This is a genomic window from Pseudomonas sp. 273 (genome assembly GCF_029201425.1).
GTDB lineage: Bacteria > Pseudomonadota > Gammaproteobacteria > Pseudomonadales > Pseudomonadaceae > Pseudomonas > Pseudomonas delhiensis.
In genome coordinates, this window is the sequence record NZ_CP116775.1 from 1,573,933 (window position 1) to 1,598,598 (window position 24,666).

Sequence of the window (24,666 nt, forward strand, 5' to 3'; positions counted from 1 at the left end):
CGGCTTTGCAGGCGGCTTCGTGCGCGGCACCGAGCGGCATGGGGCCAAGGTCAAACGGCGGATAACGCAGAGCGTTATTCGCCCTACGACAAGCCCGCCATGGGTGTAGGGCGGATAACCGTTCGCGGTTATCCGCCGCTTCACCTTTCTTGTCGGCAACTTCGTGGTTGGGCTTGGGGGGCTTCGTGCTTGGCACCGAGCGGCATGGGGCCGAGGTCAAACGGCGGATAACGCGGAGCGTTATTCGCCCTACGCCAGGCCCGCCATGGGTGTAGGGCGGATAACCGTTCGCGGTTATCCGCCGTCGGCCTCAATGCCGTTCCGCTGCCTGCACTTCCAGTGAAAGGTCCCCGGCCCAGTCCGTGGGGTAGATGCCTTCGGCAACGGCTCGGTGGAAGGTCGAGAATGGCCAGTCCTTCACCGCCGTGACCAGCCCGTGTTTCAACAGATTGACATGGATGTAGTCGAAGTGCCGCCGGTAGTCGGCATGGTCGCGGATCAGGTGTTCCCAATAGCGTGCCTGCCAGATTCCCCGCTGGCCGCGCAGGCGCTGCGCGGCGGAAAGCCATTCTCCCGGGGTGATGTGACGGGCGAAGCCGGATTTGATGACCTTCCAGCGGGTGGCGTAGTCGGTGTCGCCCGGCGGAAGTGTCCACAGGCAATGCATGTGTTCGGGGAGTACGACCCATGCGTCGATACGGAACGGATGCCGGCGCCGGGCCTTGGCGACGACCTGGCGGAGCAGGGTTATCTCCCGCACCAGCAGGTCCGAATGGCGGTCGCGCAGTGTAACGGTGAAGAAGTAGGTGCCGCCGGGAATCCAGGCGCGTCGGTAGTTCGGCATCGGCGGTCCTCCCTGTGCTCTGCCATGGGGCAGGGTAACTGGGCGGACGGCGGATAACGCGGAGCGTTATTCGCCCTACAAGAAACTCGGACCTGGCGTAGGGCGAATAACCGTTCGCGGTTATCCGCCGCTTCACCTTTCTTGTCGGCAACTTCGTGGTTGAGCCTGGCGCGGCTCCGTGCCCGGCAGCGAGCGGCATGGGACCGAGGTCAAACGGCGGATAACGCGGAGCGTTATTCGCCCTACGCCAAGCCCACCGTGGGCGTAGGGCGAATAACCGTTCGCGGTTATCCGCCGTTTCACCTTTCTTGTCGGCAACTTCGTGGTTGAGCCTGGCGCGGCTCCGTGCCCGGCAGCGAGCGGCATGGGACCGAGGTCAAACGGCGGATAACGCGGAGCGTTATTCGCCCTACGCCAAGCCCACCGTGGGCGTAGGGCGAATAACCGTTCGCGGTTATCCGCCGCTTCACCTTTCTTGTCGGCAACTTCGTGGTTGGGCTTGGGGCGGCTTCGTGCTTGGCACCGAGCGGCATGGGGCCGAGGTTAAACGGCGGATAACGCGGAGCGTTATTCGCCCTACGGCAAGCCCATCGTGGGGGTGTTACCACTGCGCCTGCGTCGCCAGGGCGATCAGTTCGCGCAGCCCGCCGATGCCCAGCTTGCGGTACAGGCGCTTGACGTAGGTGGCGGCGCTGGAGGGGCGTACGCCCAGTTGCGTGGCGATGGCGTCGGTGTCGGCGCCGGTCAGCATCAGGCGCAGCAGTGTCTGTTCGCGCAGGGTCAGGCCTGGCTGGCGGGCGGCTACGCGTTCGGTCAGCAGCAGCGGCAGTTCGTTGGCCTGCAGCCAGGCCTGGTAGTGCAGGCGTACGGCCTGGATCAGCAGCGGCGCCAGGGTTTGCAGGTAGTCCATCTCGCGGGCGGAGAAGTGCCCGTGCTCGCGGCCGCGGTAGAAGTTCAGCGACAGCCAGCGTTCGTTCTCGCAGTGCGTCAGCAGGGCCACGCGCTCGCTGATGCGCGGCTGCTCGTAGCACACGCGGCGGTATTCGGGGTGGGCGATGTCGTCGATGCCCTGGCGCTGCACCAGGATGCGCTCGGCCGGGCCGCCGTGGGCCATGGCCTGCTGGTTGCCGTCCTGGCTGTAGAAGCGTTCGGCGTAGTTGTGGGAGATGCGCGGCAGCGCCACGTCGCGGGCGCGGTCGGCGAAGGAGAACACCTGCGGGTTGCGCCGCGGCGCGTAGGCGAAGATGGTGCACTGCGCCAGGGGCACGCCGGGGCCGATCAGCTGCAGCAGGTCGGCGGCCAGGGTGCGGCTGCGGTTGCCGCCGACGCGGGCGAACAGGCTGGCGGCGTGGCCGAGGTTCAGGCTGTGCTCGACGCTGCCGGCGCGCAGGGGCCAGTACTGCATCGCGACGTCCCTCCGGGATTCTGGTGGTTGCGGGCGCCGGCCACTGTAGCACCCCGGCCGCCGTCGTGGCGGACCGGGGATCGGCCGGGCTCAGAGGTCCAGCAGGGCGGCCTCGGTCAGTTCGGCGAAGCGCGCGGGGTCGGCCAGGGCCTCGGCGGCGAGCAGCGCCAGCTTGACCAGGAACAGCTCGCGCTGCCCCTCGGGCGCGCGGTCCAGGGTGTCGGCCAGTTGCTCGTAGACGGTTTCCAGCCCGGCGATGGTCAGTGTCTTCATGGCGGCTTCCTCAGGCGTTGCCCAGTGCGGTGTGGATGGCCCGGCCCAGCGCGGCGCCGCTCAATTGCCGCCAGCGCGCGCAGACGTGCTGGTCGGGGCGCGCCAGGTAGGCGCAGCCCGGTTGCGCGCCGTATTTGTCGCGCAGGTGGCCATCGGCGTCGGCGAGGCTGAGATCGGCGCCGTCCACCGCGTCGGCCGTGCCTATGGCCAGGATGCGCAGCGGGATGCCGCGCTCGCGCAGGGCCGCGGCCTGGGCCCGGAGGTCCCAGGGCAGTTCGCCGGCCTCGGTGAAGTACAGCAGGTGGAAGGCGGCGCCCAGGTGGTCGAACAGGTAGTCGTCCTCGCCCAGGCGGATGTTCGGCAGCGGCGCGCCCTGGCGCGGGCCGGCGGGGAACTGCGCATCGTCGTCGTCGCGGCAGTTCAGCGGCGAGTCGGCGTAGTCGTGGGGCCGCGAGGTGCGCCAGTGGTACAGCGGGCGGACGAAGGCCTGGCTCAGCGACAGCGACAGCACGGCGTCGCGCACCAGGCGCTGGCCGGGCGTGGGCGGGGTCATGAAGCGGGTGCTCTTGCCGGCCTCGGCGATGATCTCCCGCGCCGCGCCGACGCGTTCGTGGCTGTAGGAGGGCAGCAGCGCCGGGCCGGCCAGGCCCTTGAGCGCCAGGGCCAGTTTCCAGGCCAGGTCGTTGCAGTCCTGGAAACCGGTGTTGGCCCCGCGCACGCCGAAGATCGGCAGCAGGTGCGCGGCGTCGCCGGTGAAGATCACCCGCTGCTGGATGTAGTCCGGCAGGGTCAGCGCGCGGGCGGAGTACACCGAGCACCAGTCCAGCTCCCACTGCGGCTCCCGCACGCCCACCAGGGCCAGTTGCGCGTCGATGCGTGCGCGCAGCGACTCGGGCGCCAGGGCCTGCTCCGGCGTCTCGCCGGCCGGCAGCTGGTAGTCGATGCGCCAGATGTCGCCGGGCTCGCGGTGCATCAGCACGGTGTTGCCGGGGTTCCACGGCGGGTCGAAGAAGGCCAGGCGCTCGGTGGGCAGGTCGAGGCGGATGCGGATGTCGGCGATCACGAAGCGGCCCTCGTAGGCCGCGCCTTCGAGCTTCAGCCCGAGCAGCGCGCGCAGGGCCGAGCGCGCCCCGTCGGCGGCGATCACCCACTGGCCTTCCAGGGCGTAGGGGCCGGCGGGCGTGTCCACTTCCAGGCGCGCATGGTCCGCGGCCTGGGCGAGAGCGGTCACCTTGTTGCCCCAGCGCAGCTCGATCAGCGGGTTGGCCTGGGCGGCCTCCAGCAGGTACTGCTCCAGGCAGGGCTGCTGCAGGTTGGTCATGGGGGCGAAGCGGTCGTCCGCGTCCTGCGGCGCTTCCATGCGGAACACCAGCTGGTTGCGGTAGAAGGAGTTGCCGAAGCGCCAGCCCAGCCCGGCCGCGGTCACCCGGTCGGCCACGCCCACCTGCTGGAGGATTTCCATCGAGCGGCGGGTGAAGACGATGGCGCGGCTGCCCTCGCTGACCTGCTGCTCGGCCTCGAGCAGCACCGAGGGGATGCCGTAGCGGGCCAGGTCCAGCGCGGTGGCCAGGCCGATGGGCCCGGCGCCGACGATGACCACGGCATGCCGCTCGGCCTGCGCGGCGCCCACTGCGGCGGTGAAGGCGGGGTGGACCTGGTAGTCGAAATACAGCGAGCGCCGGGGCTCGGCGGAAGGGCAGTGCATCGCGGTGCGTCTCCGGGATTATTGTGCTTGTGGGCGGATTCGCCGACGACTCTAATCCCCGCGCGCGGCCGGGATGTCCCCGCAAGGGGACAACTTGCGCCGCGCCCCGCGGGCCTCTTCCTGAACGGGCGTTGTGGAATTCTCGCGGAACCTGTCTACGCTCAGTTCTTGCACCGAAACGGTGCCACGATAACGAAAGCAGCAACATCAACCGTGATTGGCCTGGGTGCAATGTCGTGGGTTGTGGACCGGTAGCCGCCGGTTATCGGGAATTGCGGCAGGCCTGCAGAGCAAGCGCCATTCGAGGTGCTCGCCAGGGACTGCGTGCGCATGGTTACGACCGCTCCCGCCCGGGACCAGTACCGGGCACTCGGCTTGTCGACGCTGGCGTTCACCCTTTGCTTCGCCGTGTGGACGCTGTTCTCCATCCTCGGTCTGCAGATCAAGGACGAGTACGGGTTGTCCGACACCCAGCTCGGCCTGCTGATGGCCACGCCGGTGCTGACCGGCTCGGTCTCGCGGATCTTCCTCGGCCTGTGGACCGACCGCTACGGCGGGCGCTGGGTGTTCGGCCTGCTGATGCTGACCTCGGCGCTGTGCGTCTACCTGCTGACCTTCGCCGGCAACTTCTACACGCTGCTGCTGGCGGCGCTGGGCGTGGGCCTGGCCGGCGGCGGCTTCATCGTCGGCACGGCCTACACCTCCGCCTGGTTCGAGCCGGGGCGCCAGGGCACCGCGCTGGGCATCTTCGGCGCCGGCAACGTCGGCGCCGGCATCACCAACTTCGCCGCGCCCTTCCTGCTGCTGGCCCTGGGCTGGCGCGGCGCCGCCCTGGTGTACGCCGCGGTGCTGGCGGCCATGGGCGTGGCCTTCCTGCTGCTGGCCAAGTCCGACCCGCAGAGCGAGTCGCGCAGGAACCAGCCGGTCCCGCTGGCCGAGCAATTGGCGCCGCTGGCGGAACTGCGCGTATGGCGCTTCTCGCTGTACTACTTCTTCGTCTTCGGCGCCTTCGTCGCCCTGGCCCTGTGGCTGCCGCACTACCTGATGCAGGTGTTCGGCCTGGGCCTGGCCAGCGCCGGGGTGATAGCCGCGCTGTACACGGTGCCGGCGTCGCTGTTCCGCATCCTTGGCGGCTGGCTGTCCGACCGCTACGGCGCGCGCCGGGTGATGTACTGGACCCTCGGCATGTCGGCGCTGTGCACCTTCCTGCTCAGCTACCCGCCGACCCGCTACACGGTCACCGGGGTGCGCGGCGACATCGAGTTCGCCCTGCACATGAGTCTGGCCGGCTTCATCCTGCTGATCGTGGTGCTGGGCTTCTTCATGTCCCTGGGCAAGGCCGCGGTGTTCAAGCACATCCCCAGCTACTACCCGCAGCACGTGGGCGTGGTGGGTGGCCTGGTGGGCATGATCGGCGGCCTCGGCGGCTTCTTCCTGCCGCTGACCTTCGGCATGCTCAACGACGTGCTGGGCGTGTGGCAGAGCTGCTTCATGCTGCTGTTCCTGATCGCCGCCGGCGCCCTGGCGTGGATGCACTACGCCATCCGCATGGCCGAGCGCGTGGAGTGGGCAGAGCGGCGCGAGACCCGCGACCTGCCGGAACTGTCCACCCCCAGCAGCTTCGTGCTGCTGGACTGGCACCCGGAGGACGCCGCGTTCTGGGAGGCCAGGGGCAAGCGCATCGCCACGCGCAACCTGTGGATCTCCATCCCCAACCTGCTGCTGGCCTTCGCCATCTGGATGGTCTGGTCGGTGGTGGTGGCCAAGCTGCCGCTGGCCGGCTTCGGCTACACGGCCAACCAGCTGTTCTGGCTGGCGGCGCTGCCCGGGCTGTCGGGCGCCACCCTGCGCATCTTCTACAGCTTCATGGTGCCGATCTTCGGCGGCCGGCGCTGGACCGCGCTGTCCACCGCCTCGCTGCTGGTGCCGGCGCTGTGGATCGGCTTCGCCGTGCAGAACCCGAACACGCCCTACCTGATCATGCTGATCCTCGCCCTGCTGTGCGGCTTGGGCGGCGGCAACTTCTCCTCGAGCATGGCCAACATCTCGTTCTTCTTCCCCAAACAGGCCAAGGGCGCGGCCATGGGCCTGAACGCCGGGCTGGGCAACCTGGGCGTGAGCGTCATGCAGTTCCTGGTGCCGCTGGCGATCACCCTGGCGGTGTTCGGCGGCCTGGGCGGCGAGCCGCAGGTGACCGCCGCCGGCACCCCGCTGTGGCTGCAGAACGCCGGCTTCATCTGGGTGCCGTTCATCATCGCCGCGACCCTCGCCGCCTGGTTCGGGATGAACGACATCGCCAGCGCCAAGTCCTCGTTCAGCGACCAGCTGGCGATCTTCAAGCGCAAGCACACCTGGCTGATGAGCGTGCTCTACACCGGTACCTTCGGCAGCTTCATCGGCTTCTCGGCCGGCTTCCCGTTGTTGGCCGGGCACCTGTTCCCGCAGGTCGACGTGCTGCGCTTCGCCTTCCTCGGCCCGCTGATCGGCGCCTTGAGCCGCGCCTTCTCCGGCGGCCTGGCCGACCGCTTCGGCGGCGGGCGCATCAGCCTCTGGGTGTTCGTCGCCATGGCCGCGTGCGTCGGCGGCGTGCTGTTCTTCATCGGCATCAAGGACCAGCCGGGGGCCTTCTGGGGCTTCCTGGCCATGTTCCTGCTGCTGTTCTTCTTCTCCGGGGTCGGCAACGCCAGCACCACGCAAATGATCCCGGCGATCTTCCGCATCCAGACGCCGCGCCTGTTCCCCGGGCTGCCCGCCGAGCAGCAGGCGCTGCAGAGCGAGAAGGAGTCCGCCGCCGCGGTGGGCTTCATCTCGGCGGTGGCGGCCTACGGCGGCTTCTTCATCCCGAAGTCGTTCGGCAGTTCGTTCGACCTGACCGGTGGGCCGGAGTGGGCGCTCTACGGCTTCATCGTCTTCTACGCCCTGTGCATCGTGGTGACCTGGTTCTACTACACCCGCCGTAACGCCGAGGTGAGCTGCTAGCCGCCCGGCCCGCGCCGAGGAGGAGAGAAATGAGTTACTTCATCGACCGCCTGCGCTACCTGGTCAAACGCCCGCCGGCATTCGCCGGCGGCCACGGCGAGACCCGCGACGAGAGCCGCGCCTGGGAGGACGGCTACCGGCAGCGCTGGCAGTTCGACAAGATCGCCCGCTCCACCCACGGGGTGAACTGCACCGGCTCGTGCAGCTGGAAGATCTACGTGAAGAACGGCCTGGTCACCTGGGAAACCCAGCAGACCGACTACCCGCGCACCCGCCCGGACCTGCCCAACCACGAGCCGCGCGGCTGCCCGCGCGGGGCCAGCTACTCCTGGTACCTGTACAGCGCCAACCGGCTGAAGTACCCGCTGGTGCGCAAGGCGCTGATCCAGCTGTGGCGCGAGGCGCTGGCCAGCCACGCCGACCCGGTGCTGGCCTGGGCGAGCATCGTCGAGGACCCGCAGAAGGCCAGGCAGTACAAGTCCATCCGCGGCCGCGGCGGCTTCGTGCGCAGCGACTGGGACGAGTTGCAGACGCTGGTCGCCGCGGCCAACGTCTACACGGTGAAGACCTATGGCCCGGACCGCGTCGCCGGCTTCTCGCCGATCCCGGCCATGTCCATGGTCAGCTACGCCTCGGGCACCCGCTACCTGTCGCTGATCGGCGGGGTATGCCTGAGCTTCTATGACTGGTACTGCGACCTGCCTCCCGCCTCGCCGCAGGTGTGGGGCGAGCAGACCGACGTGCCCGAGTCCGCCGACTGGTACAACTCCGGCTACCTCATCGCCTGGGGCAGCAACGTGCCGCAGACGCGCACCCCCGACGCGCACTTCTTCACCGAGGTGCGCTACAAGGGCACCAAGACCGTGGCCATCACCCCGGACTACGCGGAAATCTCCAAGCTCTGCGACGAGTGGATGAGCGCCAAGCAGGGCACCGACGCGGCCCTGGCCATCGCCATGGGCCAGGTGATCTTCAGGGAATTCCACCTGGAGAACCCGCGGAGCTATTTCACCGACTACGCGCGCCGCTACACCGACCTGCCGATCCTGGTGGAGCTGGAGCCGCGCGCCGAAGGCGGCCTGGTCCCCGGCAAGCAGCTGCGCGCCAGCGACTTCGCCGACAACCTGGCCCAGGCCAACAACCCCGAGTGGAAGACCCTGGCCTGGGACGAGGCCGGCGAGCGCCTGGTGGTGCCGCGCGGCTCCATCGGCTTCCGCTGGGGCGAGTCCGGCCACTGGAATCTGGAGCCGGTGGACGCCGAGGGCCGCGAGGTACGCCTGGCGCTGTCGCTGCTGGGCCGCCACGATGAAGTGGCGCGGGTGGCCTTCCCGTACTTCGGCGGCATCGAGCGCAAGCACTTCCCCAACGTGCCCGTGCGCGAGGTGCTCTACCACCACGTGCCAGCCAAGCGCCTGCAGCTGGCCGACGGCCGCGAGGTGCTGGCGGCCAGCGTGTTCGACCTGATGGCCGCCAACTACGGCATCGACCGCGGCCTGCAGCCCACCGTGGGCGGCGCCGGCGAGGACGACGGCGCCAGCGACTACGGCCAGCTCAAGCCCTACACCCCGGCCTGGCAGGAGGCGATCACCGGGGTGCCGGCGGCGCAGATGATCCGCATCGCCCGCGAGTTCGCCGAGAACGCCGACAAGACCCACGGCCGCTCCATGATCATCGTCGGCGCCGGGATGAACCACTGGTACCACATGGACATGAACTACCGCGGGCTGATCAACATGCTGATCCTCTGCGGCTGCATCGGCCAGAGCGGCGGCGGCTGGTCGCACTACGTCGGCCAGGAGAAGCTGCGCCCGCAGACCGGCTGGACGCCCCTGGCCTTCGCCCTGGACTGGCACCGCCCGCCGCGGCACATGAACGGCACCTCGTTCTTCTACAACCACTCCAGCCAGTGGCGCTACGAGAAGCTGGAGGTGAAGGAACTGCTCTCGCCCCTGGCCCGGCCGCAGGACTTCAGCGGCAGCCTGGTGGACTTCAACGTGCGCGCCGAGCGCATGGGCTGGCTGCCCTCGGCGCCGCAGCTGGGCACCAACCCGCTGCGCCTGGCCGCCGCGGCCCAGGCCGCCGGCAAGAGCACCGCCGACTACGTGGTGGAACAGCTCAGGAGCGGCCAGCTGCGCTTCGCCAGCGAGGACCCGGACAACCCGCAGAACCACCCGCGCAACCTGTTCGTCTGGCGCTCCAACCTGCTGGGCAGCTCGGGCAAGGGCCACGAGTACATGCTCAAGTACCTGCTGGGCACCAGGAACGGCGTGCTCGGCAAGGACCTGGGCGAGGCTGGAAAGCAGAAGCCCGAGGAAGTGCTGTGGAAGGACGAGCCCATCGAGGGCAAGCTCGACCTGCTGGTGACCCTGGACTTCCGCATGTCCACCACCTGCCTGTACTCCGACGTGGTGCTGCCGACGGCGACCTGGTACGAGAAGGACGACCTCAACACCTCGGACATGCACCCCTTCATCCACCCGCTCACCGCCGCCACCGACCCGGCCTGGGAAGCGCGCAGCGACTGGCAGATCTACGACGGCATCGCCCGCGCCTTCTCGCGCCTGTGCGTCGGCCATCTGGGCGAGGAAACCGACCTGGTGACCCTGCCGCTGCAGCACGACAGCCCCGGCGAACTGGCCCAGGCGCAGGTGCGCGACTGGAAGAAGGGCGAGTGCGAGCCCATCCCCGGCAAGACCATGCCCTCGCTGATCGAGGTCAAGCGCAACTACCCGGAAACTTACGAGCGCTTCAGCTCCGTCGGCCCGCTGCTGGACACCCTGGGCAACGGCGGCAAGGGCATCGCCTGGCAGACCCAGGAAGAGGTCGAGCTGCTCGGCAAGCTCAACTACCGCAAGCTCGACGGCTCCGCCCAGGGCCGGCCGTGCCTGGCCTCGGCGGTGGATGCGGCGGAGATGATCCTCACCCTGGCCCCGGAAACCAACGGCCAGGTGGCGGTCAAGGCCTGGGCCGCGCTGTCGAAGATCACCGGGCGCGACCACACCCACCTGGCGCGGCCCAAGCAGGAAGAGAAGATCCGCTTCCGCGACCTGGTGGCGCAGCCGCGCAAGATCATCTCCAGCCCCACCTGGTCGGGCCTGGAGGACGAGCACGTGAGCTACAACGCCTGCTACACCAACGTCCACGAGCTGATCCCCTGGCGCACCCTGACCGGCCGCCAGCAGTTCTACCAGGACCACCCCTGGATGCGCGCCTTCGGCGAGAGCCTGATGGTCTACCGCCCGCCCATCGACACCAAGGCCGCGGCCAGCGTCGCCGAGCCGCGCAGCAACGGCAACCCGGAAATCGCCCTGAACTGGCTGACGCCGCACCAGAAGTGGGGCATCCACTCCACCTACAGCGACAACCTGCTGATGCAGACGCTGTCGCGCGGCGGGCCCATCGTCTGGATCAGCGAGGACGACGCGCGCGCCATCGGCGTGGTCGACAACGACTGGATCGAGCTCTACAACGCCAACGGCGCCATCGCCGCGCGGGCGGTGGTCAGCCAGCGGGTGCGCCCGGGCATGGCGATGATGTACCACGCCCAGGAGCGCATCCTCAACGTGCCCGGCTCCGAGCTCACCGGCACCCGCGGCGGCATCCACAACTCGGTGACGCGGGTGTGCCCCAAGCCGACCCACATGATCGGCGGCTACGCCCAGCTGTCCTACGGCTTCAACTACTACGGCACCGTTGGCTCCAACCGCGACGAGTTCGTCATCGTGCGCAAGATGAAACGCATCGACTGGCTCGACGGCGAAGGCAACGACTACCAGCAGGAGGCGGTGAAATGAAGATCCGTTCCCAGGTCGGCATGGTCCTGAACCTCGACAAGTGCATCGGCTGCCACACCTGCTCGGTCACCTGCAAGAACGTCTGGACCAGCCGCGAAGGCATCGAGTACGCCTGGTACAACAACGTCGAGACCAAGCCCGGCATCGGCTACCCCAAGGAATGGGAGAACCAGAAGAAGTGGAACGGCGGCTGGGTGCGCAACGCCGACGGCTCCATCAACCCGCGCATCGGCGGCAAGTGGCGGGTGCTGGCGAACATCTTCGCCAACCCCGACCTGCCGCAGATCGACGACTACTACGAACCCTTCACCTTCGACTACCAGCACCTGCACAGCGCCGCCCAGGGCGAGCACCAGCCGGTGGCGCGGCCGCGCTCGCTGATCAGCGGGCTGCGCATGGACAAGGTGGAGTGGGGGCCGAACTGGGAAGAACTGCTGGGCACCGAGTTCGCCAAGCGGCGCAAGGACATCAACTTCGAGCAGGTCCAGGCCGACATCTACGGGCAGTTCGAAAACACCTTCATGATGTACCTGCCGCGCCTGTGCGAGCACTGCCTGAACCCGGCGTGCGTGGCCTCGTGCCCCAGCGGGGCGATCTACAAGCGCGAGGAGGACGGCATCGTCCTGATCGACCAGGACAAGTGCCGCGGCTGGCGCATGTGCATCAGTGGCTGCCCGTACAAGAAGATCTACTACAACTGGAAGAGCGGCAAATCCGAGAAGTGCATCTTCTGCTACCCGCGCATCGAGACCGGCCAGCCGACCGTCTGCTCGGAGACCTGCGTGGGGCGCATCCGCTACCTCGGCGTGCTGCTCTACGACGCCGATCGCATCGAGGAAGTGGCCGCCTCGGCCGATGACCGCGACCTCTACCACCGCCAGTGCGAGATCTTCCTCGACCCCCACGACCCGCAGGTGATCGAGCAGGCGCGCAAGGACGGCGTGCCCGACAGCGTCATCGCCGCCGCCCAGGCCTCGCCGGTGTACAAGCTGGCCATCGACTGGCAGCTGGCCCTGCCGCTGCACCCGGAGTACCGCACCCTGCCCATGGTCTGGTACGTGCCGCCGCTGTCGCCCATCCAGTCCGCCGCCGAGGCCGGCCACGTGGAATTCGACGGCGTGCTGCCGAAGATCGAATCGCTGCGCATCCCCGTGCGCTACCTGGCCAACATGCTCACCGCGGGGGAGGAGGCGCCGGTGGTGCTGGCCCTCAAGCGGCTGATGGCCATGCGCGTGTACATGCGCGCCAAGCACGTGGACGGTACCCTCAACAGCGAAGTGTTGCAGCAGGTCGGCCTGAGCCAGCGCCAGGTGGAGGAGATGTACCGCTACCTGGCCATCGCCAACTACGAGGACCGCTTCGTCATCCCCACCGGGCACCGCGAGGCCCTGCCCGACGCCTATGCCGAGCGCAGCGGCTGCGGCTTCACCTTCGGCAACGGCTGCCACGGCGGCAACAGCGAGGTCAGCCTGTTCGGCGGCAGCAAGCAGACCACCACCCTGGTCAAGCCGGTGCAGACCTTCGACCCGGTGGAGGACAGCCGCCATGGATGAGCGCCAGCCCGAGGGCCTGCTGAGCCTGCGCGTGCTGGCCCGGCTGCTCGACTACCCCTGCGCCGAACTGCAGGCGGCGGCTGGCGAACTGGCCGCCATCCTCGGCGCCGAGACGCGCCTGCCCACCGCGCTGCGCGAGCGCCTGCGGAAGTGGTGCCGGCGCCTGGCGCAAAGCGAACTGCTCGACTTGCAGGAGGCCTACGTCGAACTCTTCGACCGCAGCCGCTCGGTCTCGCTGCTGCTGTTCGAGCACGTCCACGGCGAATCCCGCGGCCGCGGCCAGGCCATGGTCGACCTGCTGGCCGAGTACCAGGCCGCCGGCTTCCAGCTCGACGCCCGCGAGCTGCCCGACCACCTGCCGCTGTTCCTCGAATACCTCTCCACCCGCAGCCACGCGGAGATCGGCCAGTGGCTGGGCGACATCCAGCACATACTCGCGCTGCTCGCCGCGCGCCTGGAAGAGCGCGGCGCCGACCACGCCCTGGTGCCCCACGCGCTGCTGGCGCTGATCGGCCGCAGCGAACTGATCCAGCAGCAGCGCCCGGCGGTGGAAGGGGAGGCGCCGGACGACACCCCGCAAGCCCTGGACGCGGTCTGGGAAGAGGAAATCGTCCGCTTCAACGCCGACTCCGACCAGGACTGCAGCCTGCAGTCCGCCGAGGGCCGGCGCCTGGCCGAGCGCAAGTACGAAGCGGTCCCGCAGGTCATCCAGGTCCTGCCGACCACCCCGCCGCCCCTGGCGGACGGCCAATGAACGGAGGCTCACCATGTTCGAAGACTACGTTCTGCACCTGCTCTACGGTTACTACCCCTACCTGGCCGGCACCGTGTTCCTGCTCGGCAGCCTGCTGCGCTATGACTACGGCCAGTACACCTGGAAGACCGGCTCCAGCCAGCTGCTCTCCAGCCGCCACATGCGCCTGGCCAGCAACCTGTTCCACATCGGCATCCTGGCGATCTTCTTCGGCCACCTGGTCGGCCTGCTGACCCCGCACTGGGTCTACGAGCCGTTTCTTTCCGCCGGCCACAAGCAGCTCATGGCCATCGTCTTCGGCGGCATTGCCGGGGTGCTCTGCGTGATCGGCGGCGCCATGCTGCTGTGGCGGCGGCTGTTCAACCCGCGGGTACGGGCCTCGTCCAGCTTCATGGACAACCTGATCATCGCGCTGTTGCTGCTGCAGGCCTGCCTGGGGCTGATCACCATCTTCTTCTCGCTGCACCACCTGGACGGCGAGATGATGCTGGCCCTGGCCGGCTGGGCGCAGTCCATCGTGTTCTTCCGCGGCGACGCGGCCAGCTTCCTGATCGGCACGCCGCTGATCTTCAAGATCCACATCTTCCTCGGCCTGACCATCATCCTGCTGTTCCCCTTCACCCGCCTGGTGCACGTCTGGAGCATCCCCCTGGGCTACTTCGGGCGTAACTACCAGATCGTCCGCCGGCGCGGCTGAGGAGCGAAGCCATGGCCCAAATGATCGCCGTCGAGAACCTGCCGGACGAACCCGTCGCGGTGATCCGCGTCGGCAGCGCCCGGCTCAGCGAAGCCGACATCGCCCGGGAAACCCCCTTCCACCCGGCCGCCTCCCTGGCCGAGGCGCAACTGCAGGCGGCCCGCGCCCTGGTGGTGCGCGAACTGCTCGGGCAAAGGGCCGCCAGCCTCGGCCTGCTGCCTGCGGGCGAACTGGCGGAGGAGGGCGCCGACCAGGCCGTGGCGGCGCTGCTGGAGCGCGAACTGCAAGTCCCCGAGCCCGACGAGGAGGCCTGCCGGCGCTACTTCGAAGCCCACCGCGAACGCTTCGCCGAGCCGGCCCGGGTCAAGGTCCGCCACATCCTCCTGCCCGCTGCCCCGGACGACGCCAGCGCCCGCGACGCCCACTACCACCTGGGCGAAAAACTCCTGCGCGAACTGCACCGCGACCCGCAACGCTTCACCGAACTGGCCCAGCGCCACTCGGCCTGCCCGTCGAAGGAAGAAGGCGGCGACCTCGGCTGGCTAAGCGCCGGGCAAACCGTGGCCGAACTCGACCAGGCCCTGCAGCGCCTGCCCCCGGGCCTGCACGACCGCCCCCTGGCCTCGCGCTACGGCTGGCACCTGGTGAGCATCGACGACCGCCGTGAAAGCAAGCCGCTGCCCTACGCCCAGGTCAGCGCCCACGTGCGCCACAGCCTGCGCGAGGAAGCCACCCGCCAGGCCCTGCGCCAGTACCTGCTGGCCCTGGAAAAGGAAATAGGCGTCAAGGGCATCACCCTCGACGACAGCCCCGAGCACGGGGCCCGGTCGTGACGTAGGGCGTATAACCGTTCGCGGTTATACGCCGCTACACCTTCCTTGCCGGCGACTCCGTGGTCGAGCCTGGCGCGGCTCCGACGGCGGCTCCGTGCCCGGCACCGAGCGGAATGCGACCGAGGTCAAACGGCGGATAACGCCGGAGGCGTTATTCGCCCTACGCCAGGCCACCCGTAGGGCGTACAACCGTTCGCGGTTGTACGCCGTTGGCCATGCTACCGGGGCACCTGGCTCCACCCTGTAGGAGCGCGCCCTGCGCGCGAATCGCGGGCAGGGCCCGCTCCTACAGTCTGCAATGAGGCACGGAGCTTCCCCGTAGGAGCGGACTCCGTCCGCGATCGGCGGATAACGCCAGGCCTGCCGGTGACGTAGGGCGAATAACCGTTCGCGGTTATCCGCCGCTACACCTTCCTTGTCGGCAACTCCGTGGTTGAGTCTGGCGTGGTTCCGACAGCGGCTCCGTGCCCGGTACCGAGCGGAATGCGGCCAAGGTCGAACGGCGGATAACGCGGAGCGTTATTCGCCCTACGCCAGGTCTACCCGTTGGCCATGCTACTGGGGCGCCTGGCTCCACCCTGTAGGAGCGCGCCCTGCGCGCGAGTCGCGGGCAGGGCCCGCTCCTACAGTCTGCAACGAGGCACGGCGTTTCCCGTAGGAGCGAACTCCTGGGAACCCAACACCCGCCGCACCCCGGCCGGTCGGCTCACCAGAGCCTGATGGTGTAGTCGATGTTTATCCGTGTCTCGTTGTCGCTTCGGAACGTGGCGTTCGCATTCTGCTGGTTCCGGTAGAAGGTCTCTCGCAACCGGAACGCCAGGCCTTTCGCGGGGCCGGACTGGATGACGTAGGCCAGTTCGAAGTCCTTCGAGGACTCGGTGAGGCTGCCGCCGCCCAGCGCGGGCAGGTCGATGCTGTCGCCGTGCAGGTAGCGCGCCATGCCGGTCAGGCCCGGTATGCCCGAGGCGGCGAAGTCGTAGTCGTACCTCAGGGTCCAGGTGCGCTCCCTGGGGTTCACGAAGTCCGCGCTCAGGGTGCCGTCGCTCAGCACGATGGGCTCGCCGCCGGCGAGATAGGGAAAGGCGGTATCGCCGAACTGGCGCATGTAGCCGACGCCCAGGCTGTGGCCGCCCCACAGGTAGCTGAACATGCCGCCCACGTTCAGGTTGTCGACCTTCCCGGCCTTCGCCTGGCCATCATCGCGGCTGTCGAATACGCGGATATCCGACTTGAGCCTGCCTTCGCCCAACGGCAGCCAATGGAGCGCGCCCAGGAAGTCCTGGGTATAGATGTCCCGCAGTTCCGCATGGAACAGGCGCAAGGTCAGGTTGTCCGTCCAGCGATAGTCGCCGCCATAGAAGTCGAAACGCTCGGAGGTCGCCCCGGGCTGGAAACGGCCATTGGGCGAGGCCAGTGCGAGCGGCTGATAATCGGTGGAGTCCCGCTGGTTGACCCGGTCCATTCGCCCCGCATGAAGCGTCAGCCCGTCCAGCTCGTCGGAGATCATGTAGACCCCGCGGAACGACTGCGGCAGAAGCCGGGCAGGGCTTGCGTAGATCACCGGCAGCGAGGGGAACTGCGTTCCTGCCGACACTTTGGTTTTGGAGACCTTGCCTTTCAGGGCCAGGCCGAGTTCGGAGTATTCATCCCGGACTTCTCGGCTCAGCGGGTCGTAGGAAAGCAACTGGGTGCCCGTGCGGTCCGGCGACGAGTCGAGCTTGAGCCCCAGCATCCCTGTCGCATCGAGGCCGAAGCCGACAGTCCCCTCGGTGAAGCCTGAATGGGCCCTGACGATGAACCCCTGGGCCCATTCCCGGGCGGCGGGGTACGGGGTTTCGTCCTTGTAGTCCCGGTCCAGGTAGAAGTTGCGGGCAGTGAGGGTGACGCTGCTGTCCTCGATGAGGTCCGCGAACGCGCTTTGCGAGAGCAAGGCCGCGAACCCCGCCAGGCCGGACAGCCTGAAGTCGAAAGATTGAGTGCTCATGGGGTACTACCTTCTTGTTCTTGTTATGGGTGTAACCAGGGGCCTGGCCCGGGTGGCCAGGCGATGACGGGCCCCCGGCTGTTGCGGCCGCCTCTGCGGCCATCAGGAAGCCTGGCGAAGCCGCTCGATGATCCTGCGCGCGCGGTTGGCGCCCACGTCCACGTGGATGTCCACCAGCGGCCGGGGGCCGAACGCGAGCATGTTCCTGTACTGGGCCTCGATCACGACCTTGTCCTCGTCGAAGGTCATGACGGTCTGTTCGACGACCTTCGCCTTGGTCTCTTCGGGATTGCTCCGTGGGTTGGTGGCGATGGTCCAGAAGTAGTGGCTGGTGCTTTCCGTCTCGGGCGTTACGCCGTGGAAACCGCGCATGTGGAAGCCGCCGCGGCGAGGTTCGTCGAGCGATTCGCTGCCGGCGTCGACCGCGCCGGTCCAGATGCGCAGGTGGGTGACGCGGAACTCGATTTCCTGCCAGCGATCGACCTTGCCCCGGAACGGGTAGGCGGCGGTGTAGGTCGGCGGCGGCACCGAGTCCTGCATGTGGCGAACCACCCGCACGCTGTTGTCGTCGCTCTCGACGCGCATCCGGGCGTTCATGTGGATGCTGGCGTTGCCGCCGATGGTCCGCAGGTGCACATAGCCCAGGTGGCTCAGGTCGAGAAGGTTGTCGTGGATGAGCTGATAGGGGGCCTGGTAGTGGTAGACGCCCCCGTCGTAGAGGTACTCGCCGCTGCTATGGACCTCGTAGGCCGGGGGCTCGCAGGTCGGCTCCCGGTGCTCCGCGCTGCCGAACCAGATCCAGATGATCCGGTCGCGCTCACGGACGTGGTAGGCCGGCACCTTGGCCTTGGTGGGAATCCTTTCCTGCCCGGGCACCTCCAGGCACTGCCCCGCGCCGTTGAACAGCAGGCCATGGTAGCCACAGCGCACCCCTTGCGCTTCGAGCGTGCCGTGGGACAGCGGGAGCGCCCGGTGACAGCAGCGATCCTCCAGGGCCGCCGGCCGGCCGTCCGCGGTGCGGAAGAGTACGACGGGCTGGCCGAGCAGGGTCCTGCCTATCGGCTTGTCTTTCAGCTCCCAGGCGAAGCCTGCGACGTACCACTGGTCCAGCGGGAACTTCGGCGGCGCGGCGGGCGCCGCAACCTCGTAGGCGAGTGACTGGGCTTGCGATGTGCTCATGGCGGTCTCCAGCTATCGGGGGTGGGCTTGTTGAAGGTCACAGGTCCAGCACGAGGCGTGGGCTGCGGGAACGGGAACAGCAAGGGGTGAAGCTGTCGTTTCGGGCGTGCTCCGCGGCGTCCAGGTACTGGTCGCGGTGGTCCGGCTCACCGGCCAGCACGCGGGTGATGCAGGTGCCGCAGATGCCCTGTTCGCAGGCGCTTTCGATTGCGACGTCATGCGCCAGCAGCACCTCCAGGGCGGTCTTCTGCGCGGGCACCTGGAGCACGCGGCCGGAGCGGGACAGCTCGATCTCGAAGGCCTGATCGCCTTCGAGAACCTGCGGCGGAGCCGCGAAGTCCTCGCGGTGGAGTTGCCGATCGCTCCAGCCGGAGGCCTTGGCGGTGGCTTGGATGTGCGACATGAAGCCTGCCGGCCCGCACACATAGAGCTGGTCGCCCGGCGCGGGGGATGCGAGGACCCACGCTGCATCCAGCCGCTGCTCGACCGGGCCGCTGTCGACATGAACCCGCAGGTGCTTCGCGAAGGGGGCTTCGTTCAGAAGCCCAAGGAATGCCAGGCGCTCGATGGAGCGGCCGCAATAGTGGAGCTCGAAGCGCTTGCCCGCCGCGAGAAGGCTGTGGGCCATGGCGAGCATCGGCGTGATGCCGATGCCGCCGGCGAACAGCAGGTAGCGATCGCCGCCGAGGTCCAGGTCGAACAGATTGCGCGGTACGCCGATGGTCAGGCGCGAGCCTTCCTGCACGTCCGCATGCATGCCTCGGGAGCCGCCCGCGAGGCCGGTTCGTCGAGCACCGCGATGAGGTATCGGCCGCGTTCATGGGGCGAATTGCACAGCGAATACTGGCGGACGATCCCCGGCGCGACATGCACGTCGATGTGCGACCCGGCGGTGAATGGCGGCAGTTCCGCGCCGTTGGCGGCGGCCAGTTCGAAGCTGCAGACACCTTCGGCTTCGGCGATTTTTCGAGCGACACGAACTTCGAGCATGAGCGTACCCCCACCGCGGCTGTGCAGTGTTCGAAAGCGAATGGACGTGGGGCCGGCGTTACCGGCAGGGCGCGTCAGGCGTGAGCGTCGGGAGGGAAGTACGGGCGCGGGTAAGACATGGCACGGCACCTCTGGATTATTATTGTCGTGCCGCGTGCGCTTGGATGCGGACGCGGAATCTATGGGTGATTCCCATCCTAAGTATTTTAGTTGCGATGTCAACCAATTCAATCAACGCGCAGGAACCGCTCGACATGCCCCGCTCGCCCCTCAACCTGGACCGCTACGTTCCCGCACTGCTGACCTCGCTGACCAACAAGATGGCCAGCGGGGCCTCGGCCTGCTACCGCAAGCATTTCGGGATAGGGATAGTGGAGTGGCGGGTGCTGGCCATGCTCGCGGTGGAAGACCACATCAGCGCCAACCGCGTGGTGCAGGTGATAGGCCTCGACAAGAGCGCCGTCAGCCGAGCGCTGCAGGTGCTCGAGCGCGATGGCTACGTGGCGACGAAAGTCGATGCGAAGGACGCGCGCCGGTACACGGTCTCGCTGACCCCATCGGGGCGTGAACTCCACGACCGGGTGCTGGTGACCGCGCTGGAGAGGGAGAGACTGCTGCTGGCGGCCCTGGGCGAGGAGGAGGTGGAGATGCTCATCGACTTCCTGCACCGGATGAGCGCCCAGCTGGACGCGGTGAACGCCGTGGAGCCGGAGTCCTGATGTAGGGCGGATAACCGTTCGCGGTTATCCGCCGTTACACCTTCCTTGTCGGCAACGCCGTGGTTTAGCCTGGCGCGCCTCCGACGGTGGCTCCGTGCCCGGCACCGAGCGGACCGCGGCCAAGGTCAAACGGCGGATAACGCCGTAGGCGTTATTCGCCCTACGCCGGGCCCACCCGTAGGGCGTACAACCGTTCGCGGTTGTACGCCGCTGGCCACGCTACCGAGGTATGCGGCATGGCCGGTGAATCCAATCGCGGACAAAGTCCGCTCCGACCGTGCTTCCCTGCGCCCTACGGTGCTGGGCCGCATCCTTAGCGCCAAACTCCGCTTTTGGTCGACAGGAAAATTGTGCCGCGTTATCGGTTCCGATAACTTTGCTTGCCTGGCTTTATCGGCGGGCAGATATCGACCTGGCCAGGAGCTGCCTGCGCGATTGACCGAGGGAAAGAAAATGATCGAGGTCCAAGCGTTCAACAGCGTCTTCGACGCCATCGCAGACACCACCGCCGAGGCGGAAAAGCTGCGCCTGCGCGCGACCCTCCTGCAGGCGATCCAGAAGGAGGCAGCCAGTTGGGATGGCACCGACCGCAGCCGCGCCCAGCGTCTGGGTATCACTGCGCCGCGCTATACCCTGCTCAAGCGCGGCCAGTTGGGTGAGTTCAGCCTGGATGCTCTGGTTGTGCTCGCCGTTCACGCCGGACTGTCCATCGGCCTGACCATAGAACATCAGGCGGCGTGATCGCTCCCGGAGGGCAGGTTGCGTAGGGCGAATAACCGTTCGCGGTTATCCGCCGCTTCACCTTCCTCGTCGGCAACGCCGTGGTTGAGCTTGGCGTGGCTTCGAGGGCGGCTCCGTGCTCGGCAGCGAGCGGGGTTGGGCCGAGGTCAAACGGCGGATAACGCGTAGCGTTATTCGCCCTACGCCAGGCCCACCCGTAGGGCGTACAACCGTTCGCGGTTGTACGCCGTTGCCGCTCTTGCCGCCAGCGCCGTGGCCGAACTCGAAGCGCCGGCCCCATAGCCAACCACACACGATGCCTTGAGGCTGGACTTTTTCAGAGTTTGGCGCGCTAGTCTTCTACTCCAATCAACTGCGCAATACTGTCAGGAAGATCGATTTTCATTCCTGTCCATTCTTCCAGGATCTTTACCTGCTGAAAGGAGAGGTCATATCCATAAATCTCATCTTCAGGTGTTTGCCAACCCATCAATTGCGCCAAATCTTTTTCCCGGTGAGATGGAATATCGACGCTCTTCAAAAGGCTATCTGTATTGATGTCGAATATGTCAATGATGTGCCTCACTTTTCCACCTTCCTGCCTGGGTTTGCTGGTTTGGTTCTCTCGCCGCTGATGGGGTTGAACTCTCCTAGATGATTTCCTTGCTTGGAGTACACTTCAACTGTTCCATGCTGATAGTCCCATTCATAAATGGTGCCTGAGAGATCTTTCCAGCGTTGTCTCTTCTTTCCGCCACCTTTTACATAGGTCTTCATTGGTGCTCGTTTTGCCTCGGGAAACGCTGGCAATGATATTGGCGCGGGGTAGTAACCAGGTTGGGTGAAAACCAAGTACAGCGGCGGAACTTCCGAGTCCGCTGGGAAAACGATGATGGTGTCCTGCCAGGTAATGTCTTCCAGGCCCTGGCCGGGGTAGGTGGTGATCTGCGAATCGCGGCCCTCCGGAATCGGGTGGACCAGCAGGTTGTCGAGGTTGACCGGGATTCCCGGTGTGGCGGTCGGGGCGGTGGCCAGTGGGCCGTCGTTCGGTGTCCAGGTAATGCTGATACCGCCCAGGTCGGCGACCATGGCGGACTTACCGGCGTCCCAGCGTGCATGGGTGATGGGGACGCTGTCCGCGCTGCCTCCGGGGCGAGTGTGCAGGCCATAGACCTGTACCGCGCCGCTGCTGTCGCTACGAAACTGGAAACGCACCCGGGTGGCCGCCTGGTCCTGTGCGGCCAATTGCTCGGGGTATAGAGCGTTCCGTCACCCAGGTCCCGTGGCCAGAGTGCCAGCAATACCGTTCCTGCCAGGCTGGCGGCGACCGTTGCACTGCCGGTGGCGGCTGCTCCGCTGGCACCTGCGGCGCCCGTCCCGGCGGCCGAGCCGCCGCTGATGGCCCAACCGCCCAGGCCCTGGGCCAGCGTCCCGCCCGCACGGGCCAGCAGGGTGGCGCCGGTATCCAGGGTTTGCGTCGCGACCAGGACTGCCGGGCTGCCGAAATTGTTTGCGGGTTCTACTCGTACACCGACATCGGTAGAGCCGCGAGGGACGCTCACGCAGGATTTGGCGAAGACGCAGGTCTCGCTGGCGCGGCGGTTCTGGTCGAGCTTTGCCGGAGCGGTGGATCTGGCGGGTGAGGCGGTGGGTGCGGGGGATGCCATCTGTTGAGGGGGCGTGCCTACCTGCATCAGCCCCAGTGGAGCGATGATGCGGTTGCTGCCTGGTGGGCAGCCACAGAGCACGCGGCAACCATCGACTGCTGTCGCCCTGCCGTGCCAGCTCAGGCGCGGGTCACCTTCGATGACGGTGCCGATTTTCCGCAGCGGGGGCAGGGTGTGGTGCTATCCCCGGACCGGATGACGCCCAGGCCATAGACGGTCGCTTCCGGGCAACTGGTGATGCAGGTTGCGCCGGTGGTCGTCTTGTCGCCGTGTATGGCCTGGCCCTTTCCATGAACCTCCGGACGATAGCTCATGCCTCCCGTTCCGTCAGGAAGTCGGTGGGCAGAGAGACGCCCTGGCGACGGATCATCAACAGGCTCTCCTGTCGCGTGGAAATGATTTCGTCGCCGTTGCTCAGATGGCTGCCGACCAATGCGACGTCTCTGTTTTCCTTGCCCGAACCGGTCAGAATTTCCGCGTGGCTGCCATCCGGATAGACAACTTTGTCGCCGACCCTGGCGACGCGCAGTGGGTGCTCTTCTCCGACATCGACTGTCCATTCGTTGTGGGATGCCTGAACCATGCCGCCCTGGCGGGTCAGACTGCCTTCGGTCGCTGCACGGTAAATACCGATAACGGGGTGTTGCTGCTCCCATGCTTGGCGCTGGCGAACCCATTCCGCGGTTTGTGCATCGAAGGTGGCCAGGTCGGCTTCCGAAAAGTAGGGGGTATTTATCTTCTGGAGCAGTTCGGCGGTGGCTTCGTTGGTGTACTGCGTCGTGACTTCGGTCGCTTGGGGCATGGATGCGCTCTCCAATGATGAATGAAGGCGCATACGTTTCTTTTAACCCTAATATATAGGGTTTCTGCGCCGGCCCCGAAACTATCAGGGGTCGGATATTGCCGTATTGGGCTCAGAGCGAGTTCGGAAATGTCCGATGACGAACTTGGCAGAAGCCTGAAAAAGCTCGCCGGTAACTCCGTGGTTGAGTCTGGCGTGGTTCCGGCGACAGCTCCGTGCCCGGCACCGCGCGGAATGCGACCAAGGTCAAACGGCGGATAACGCCGTAGGCGTTATTTGCCCTACGCCAGGCCCACCCGTAGGGCGTACAACCGTTCGCGGTTGGACGCCGTTGCCGCTCTTGCCGCCAACGCCGTGGCTGAACCCGAAGCGCCGATTCCGTAGGATGGGTGGAGCGCAGCGATACCCATGCCGCCGCGCCTCCGTGCTTGAGCCTGGCGCGGCTCTGACGGCAGCTCCGTGCTCGGCATCGAGCGGAATGCGGCCAAGGTCAAACGGCGGATAACGCGGAGCGTTATTCGCCCTATGTGAGGGCCGGGGTTATCCAGGGTTGCGAACGATGGCTTTGACGAAGCGGGAGGGGATCTGGACCTGGCGGGCACTTTCTTCGTTGCCCACGGACAGCGTCAGCACTTCTCCTAATGACCAGATGATCTTGGTGTTTCTGAAAGTGCAGTTTTCGTCGAGCGGCAGTGCTGCAGGGGCTTTCTTGCCGCAGTAATCTGCATCCAGCACGATTTCGCTGGCGGTGTATTGGCCCAGTCCCAATCCGGACATGACTCGCTCGGGCATCGAACTGAGTGCGCCATTGTAGAGGGCGAATCCCAACGCCAGGGGGACCGAGAAGCACAGGCTGGTTCGAACGCCCCCGATAGCCGCGGGCGAGACAAATCCCACCATGGTGTTCACCAACAGGCAGATCAGGGCAACGACCGGCAACTGGAGAGCTTTAGGAACCCACCCCAACGTCGACGCCGAGGACATGACGCCCATTGCCAGTACATTCGAGATCGACAGGGCCAAGTAGCTGACCCAGAAGTATTGCAGGAACGCCCACTTCGGCAGCTCGAATCTGATCTGCAAGGCAATGCCGAACCCCAGAGCTACGAGGGCAGGGGCAATCAAATGCCAGGCCATCAGTGACGAGCCTACGCTGAGCAGTAATGCGGAAGAGAGCAGCGAATGGATAGCAAAGGGCAATACGAAACACAGCAGCCACATCACCCAGGCGTTTCGATCCCGTTGCTTGTCGCTGAGCTCCTTGTTTCTCAGATGGGCCTTGTACCGCTTGTCATTGATGTACAGATACACCAGCGCGAGGCCGGGTAGCGCGACACCCGCGGTCATCAGGATAACGAATCCAAAACCTATCACTGCCGCCGAAAGCAACAATGAAGAAAACTGGAACAGGTCGAAGCTGGGGTAGAAATGATTTCGGAAGAAATAACCGAGGAAGATGGCGAATCCCACAAAGGGTGGTAACCACTTGATCAGGTGCTCGGCGTAGCGCCTGACGTACTGTTCAGTGGCATGGATGTAACGATCGAAAGCATCGACATCCTCTGTCACTTTTACTTGCGTATCCATGCTAGGCATCCGCTGCATTGAGAATGCCGCTCATGGTAAGTGGCCACTATTCATCCCGCCACCTCATCCGCACATCCGTTGCACCCGCCTTTGTAGGAGCGAGCTTGCTCGCGAATAACCTCAGGCACACGGCCCGTTCGCGAGCAAGCTCGCTCCTACGAAAAGATGCCGCCCCGTAGGA

18 protein-coding genes and 1 pseudogene are annotated in these 24,666 nt (G+C 66.6%); 8 read left to right on the forward strand and 11 right to left on the reverse strand.

Annotated features, from left to right (window positions below; all coding sequences use genetic code 11):
* Positions 1–310: 310 nt before the first annotated feature.
* The 4 genes from PKO50_RS07645 to PKO50_RS07660 form a co-directional block, all read right to left on the reverse strand.
* Positions 311–844: a transposase gene (locus tag PKO50_RS07645; RefSeq protein ID WP_275629277.1), complete on the reverse strand. Its 534-nt coding sequence runs from the start codon at positions 842–844 to the stop codon at positions 311–313.
* A 601-nt stretch (positions 845–1,445) separates the two neighbouring features.
* Entirely contained in the window at positions 1,446–2,249 is an 804-nt protein-coding gene (locus PKO50_RS07650; protein ID WP_275629278.1) for a helix-turn-helix transcriptional regulator, read from the reverse strand.
* A 90-nt stretch (positions 2,250–2,339) separates the two neighbouring features.
* Positions 2,340–2,522, reverse strand: a complete 183-nt coding sequence (locus PKO50_RS07655; RefSeq protein ID WP_275629279.1) for a DUF2783 domain-containing protein — start codon at positions 2,520–2,522, stop codon at positions 2,340–2,342.
* Between the two features lie 10 nt (positions 2,523–2,532).
* Entirely contained in the window at positions 2,533–4,227 is a 1,695-nt protein-coding gene (locus PKO50_RS07660; RefSeq protein ID WP_275629280.1) for an FAD-dependent monooxygenase, read from the reverse strand.
* Positions 4,228–4,557: 330 nt separating this feature from the next.
* Here PKO50_RS07660 and PKO50_RS07665 point away from each other — a divergent pair, with 330 nt between their 5' ends.
* Genes PKO50_RS07665 through PKO50_RS07690 form a run of 6 tightly spaced genes read left to right on the forward strand, consistent with a single transcriptional unit; the run spans position 4,558 to position 14,837 of the window.
* Positions 4,558–7,206, forward strand: coding sequence for an MFS transporter (locus PKO50_RS07665; protein WP_275629281.1), 2,649 nt, complete (start codon positions 4,558–4,560; stop codon positions 7,204–7,206).
* Between the two features lie 29 nt (positions 7,207–7,235).
* Complete coding sequence (locus PKO50_RS07670; protein ID WP_275629282.1) at positions 7,236–11,000, forward strand: nitrate reductase subunit alpha; 3,765 nt, start codon at positions 7,236–7,238, stop codon at positions 10,998–11,000.
* Entirely contained in the window at positions 10,997–12,553 is a 1,557-nt protein-coding gene (narH, locus tag PKO50_RS07675; protein WP_009621752.1) for a nitrate reductase subunit beta, read from the forward strand. Before PKO50_RS07670 ends, narH begins: the two co-directional genes overlap by 4 nt.
* A complete protein-coding gene (narJ, locus tag PKO50_RS07680; protein ID WP_275629283.1) occupies positions 12,546–13,307 on the forward strand; it encodes a nitrate reductase molybdenum cofactor assembly chaperone in 762 nt (253 codons plus the stop codon). The genes narH and narJ overlap by 8 nt, the downstream gene beginning before the upstream one ends.
* Before the next feature lie 13 nt (positions 13,308–13,320).
* Positions 13,321–14,004: a respiratory nitrate reductase subunit gamma gene (narI, locus tag PKO50_RS07685; protein ID WP_089394604.1), complete on the forward strand. Its 684-nt coding sequence runs from the start codon at positions 13,321–13,323 to the stop codon at positions 14,002–14,004.
* Between the two features lie 11 nt (positions 14,005–14,015).
* The gene (locus PKO50_RS07690; protein ID WP_275629284.1) at positions 14,016–14,837 is read left to right on the forward strand and encodes a peptidylprolyl isomerase; all 822 of its coding nucleotides are present in this window, start codon (positions 14,016–14,018) and stop codon (positions 14,835–14,837) included.
* Positions 14,838–15,543: 706 nt separating this feature from the next.
* On the opposite strand, the gene PKO50_RS07695 is transcribed toward PKO50_RS07690, so the two are convergent.
* The 3 genes and pseudogenes from PKO50_RS07695 to PKO50_RS07705 all read right to left on the reverse strand — a co-directional run bounded on the left by PKO50_RS07695 (position 15,544) and on the right by PKO50_RS07705 (position 18,990).
* Positions 15,544–16,821: an OprD family porin gene (locus PKO50_RS07695; RefSeq protein ID WP_275629285.1), complete on the reverse strand. Its 1,278-nt coding sequence runs from the start codon at positions 16,819–16,821 to the stop codon at positions 15,544–15,546.
* Positions 16,822–16,923: 102 nt separating this feature from the next.
* Positions 16,924–18,000 carry an aromatic ring-hydroxylating dioxygenase subunit alpha gene (locus PKO50_RS07700; protein WP_275629286.1) on the reverse strand — a complete coding sequence of 359 codons (1,077 nt, stop codon included), beginning with the start codon at positions 17,998–18,000 and terminating at the stop codon, positions 16,924–16,926.
* 37 nt (positions 18,001–18,037) lie between these two features.
* Positions 18,038–18,990 (reverse strand): annotated as a pseudogene (locus PKO50_RS07705) (PDR/VanB family oxidoreductase).
* A gap of 254 nt (positions 18,991–19,244) precedes the next feature.
* Here PKO50_RS07705 and PKO50_RS07710 point away from each other — a divergent pair.
* Entirely contained in the window at positions 19,245–19,709 is a 465-nt protein-coding gene (locus PKO50_RS07710) for a MarR family winged helix-turn-helix transcriptional regulator (protein ID WP_089394609.1), read from the forward strand.
* A 453-nt stretch (positions 19,710–20,162) separates the two neighbouring features.
* Positions 20,163–20,450, forward strand: coding sequence for an XRE family transcriptional regulator (locus PKO50_RS07715; RefSeq protein WP_089394610.1), 288 nt, complete (start codon positions 20,163–20,165; stop codon positions 20,448–20,450).
* Positions 20,451–20,781: 331 nt separating this feature from the next.
* Here the strand turns inward: PKO50_RS07715 and PKO50_RS07720 are convergent, their stop codons facing one another.
* The 4 genes from PKO50_RS07720 to PKO50_RS07735 all read right to left on the reverse strand — a co-directional run bounded on the left by PKO50_RS07720 (position 20,782) and on the right by PKO50_RS07735 (position 24,485).
* Positions 20,782–21,015, reverse strand: coding sequence for a hypothetical protein (locus tag PKO50_RS07720; protein WP_275629287.1), 234 nt, complete (start codon positions 21,013–21,015; stop codon positions 20,782–20,784).
* Positions 21,012–21,644 carry a colicin E3/pyocin S6 family cytotoxin gene (locus PKO50_RS07725; RefSeq protein ID WP_275629288.1) on the reverse strand — a complete coding sequence of 211 codons (633 nt, stop codon included), beginning with the start codon at positions 21,642–21,644 and terminating at the stop codon, positions 21,012–21,014. Before PKO50_RS07725 ends, PKO50_RS07720 begins: the two co-directional genes overlap by 4 nt.
* 762 nt (positions 21,645–22,406) lie before the next feature.
* Positions 22,407–22,898, reverse strand: coding sequence for a PAAR domain-containing protein (locus PKO50_RS07730; protein ID WP_275629289.1), 492 nt, complete (start codon positions 22,896–22,898; stop codon positions 22,407–22,409).
* A 540-nt stretch (positions 22,899–23,438) separates the two neighbouring features.
* Complete coding sequence (locus tag PKO50_RS07735) at positions 23,439–24,485, reverse strand: hypothetical protein (RefSeq protein ID WP_275629290.1); 1,047 nt, start codon at positions 24,483–24,485, stop codon at positions 23,439–23,441.
* Between the last annotated feature and the right edge of the window lie 181 nt (positions 24,486–24,666).

What these genes read in the sequence shown, in the direction of transcription:
- PKO50_RS07645 (WP_275629277.1), bottom strand. Translation starts at nt 844, where the DNA reads ATGCCGAACTACCGACGCGCCTGGATTCCCGGCGGCACCTACTTCTTC.
- PKO50_RS07650 (WP_275629278.1), bottom strand. Translation starts at nt 2,249, where the DNA reads ATGCAGTACTGGCCCCTGCGCGCCGGCAGCGTCGAGCACAGCCTGAAC.
- PKO50_RS07655 (WP_275629279.1), bottom strand. Translation starts at nt 2,522, where the DNA reads ATGAAGACACTGACCATCGCCGGGCTGGAAACCGTCTACGAGCAACTG.
- PKO50_RS07660 (WP_275629280.1), bottom strand. Translation starts at nt 4,227, where the DNA reads ATGCACTGCCCTTCCGCCGAGCCCCGGCGCTCGCTGTATTTCGACTAC.
- PKO50_RS07665 (WP_275629281.1), top strand. Translation starts at nt 4,558, where the DNA reads ATGGTTACGACCGCTCCCGCCCGGGACCAGTACCGGGCACTCGGCTTG.
- PKO50_RS07670 (WP_275629282.1), top strand. Translation starts at nt 7,236, where the DNA reads ATGAGTTACTTCATCGACCGCCTGCGCTACCTGGTCAAACGCCCGCCG.
- narH (WP_009621752.1), top strand. Translation starts at nt 10,997, where the DNA reads ATGAAGATCCGTTCCCAGGTCGGCATGGTCCTGAACCTCGACAAGTGC.
- narJ (WP_275629283.1), top strand. Translation starts at nt 12,546, where the DNA reads ATGGATGAGCGCCAGCCCGAGGGCCTGCTGAGCCTGCGCGTGCTGGCC.
- narI (WP_089394604.1), top strand. Translation starts at nt 13,321, where the DNA reads ATGTTCGAAGACTACGTTCTGCACCTGCTCTACGGTTACTACCCCTAC.
- PKO50_RS07690 (WP_275629284.1), top strand. Translation starts at nt 14,016, where the DNA reads ATGGCCCAAATGATCGCCGTCGAGAACCTGCCGGACGAACCCGTCGCG.
- PKO50_RS07695 (WP_275629285.1), bottom strand. Translation starts at nt 16,821, where the DNA reads ATGAGCACTCAATCTTTCGACTTCAGGCTGTCCGGCCTGGCGGGGTTC.
- PKO50_RS07700 (WP_275629286.1), bottom strand. Translation starts at nt 18,000, where the DNA reads ATGAGCACATCGCAAGCCCAGTCACTCGCCTACGAGGTTGCGGCGCCC.
- PKO50_RS07710 (WP_089394609.1), top strand. Translation starts at nt 19,245, where the DNA reads ATGCCCCGCTCGCCCCTCAACCTGGACCGCTACGTTCCCGCACTGCTG.
- PKO50_RS07715 (WP_089394610.1), top strand. Translation starts at nt 20,163, where the DNA reads ATGATCGAGGTCCAAGCGTTCAACAGCGTCTTCGACGCCATCGCAGAC.
- PKO50_RS07730 (WP_275629289.1), bottom strand. Translation starts at nt 22,898, where the DNA reads ATGCCCCAAGCGACCGAAGTCACGACGCAGTACACCAACGAAGCCACC.
- PKO50_RS07735 (WP_275629290.1), bottom strand. Translation starts at nt 24,485, where the DNA reads ATGGATACGCAAGTAAAAGTGACAGAGGATGTCGATGCTTTCGATCGT.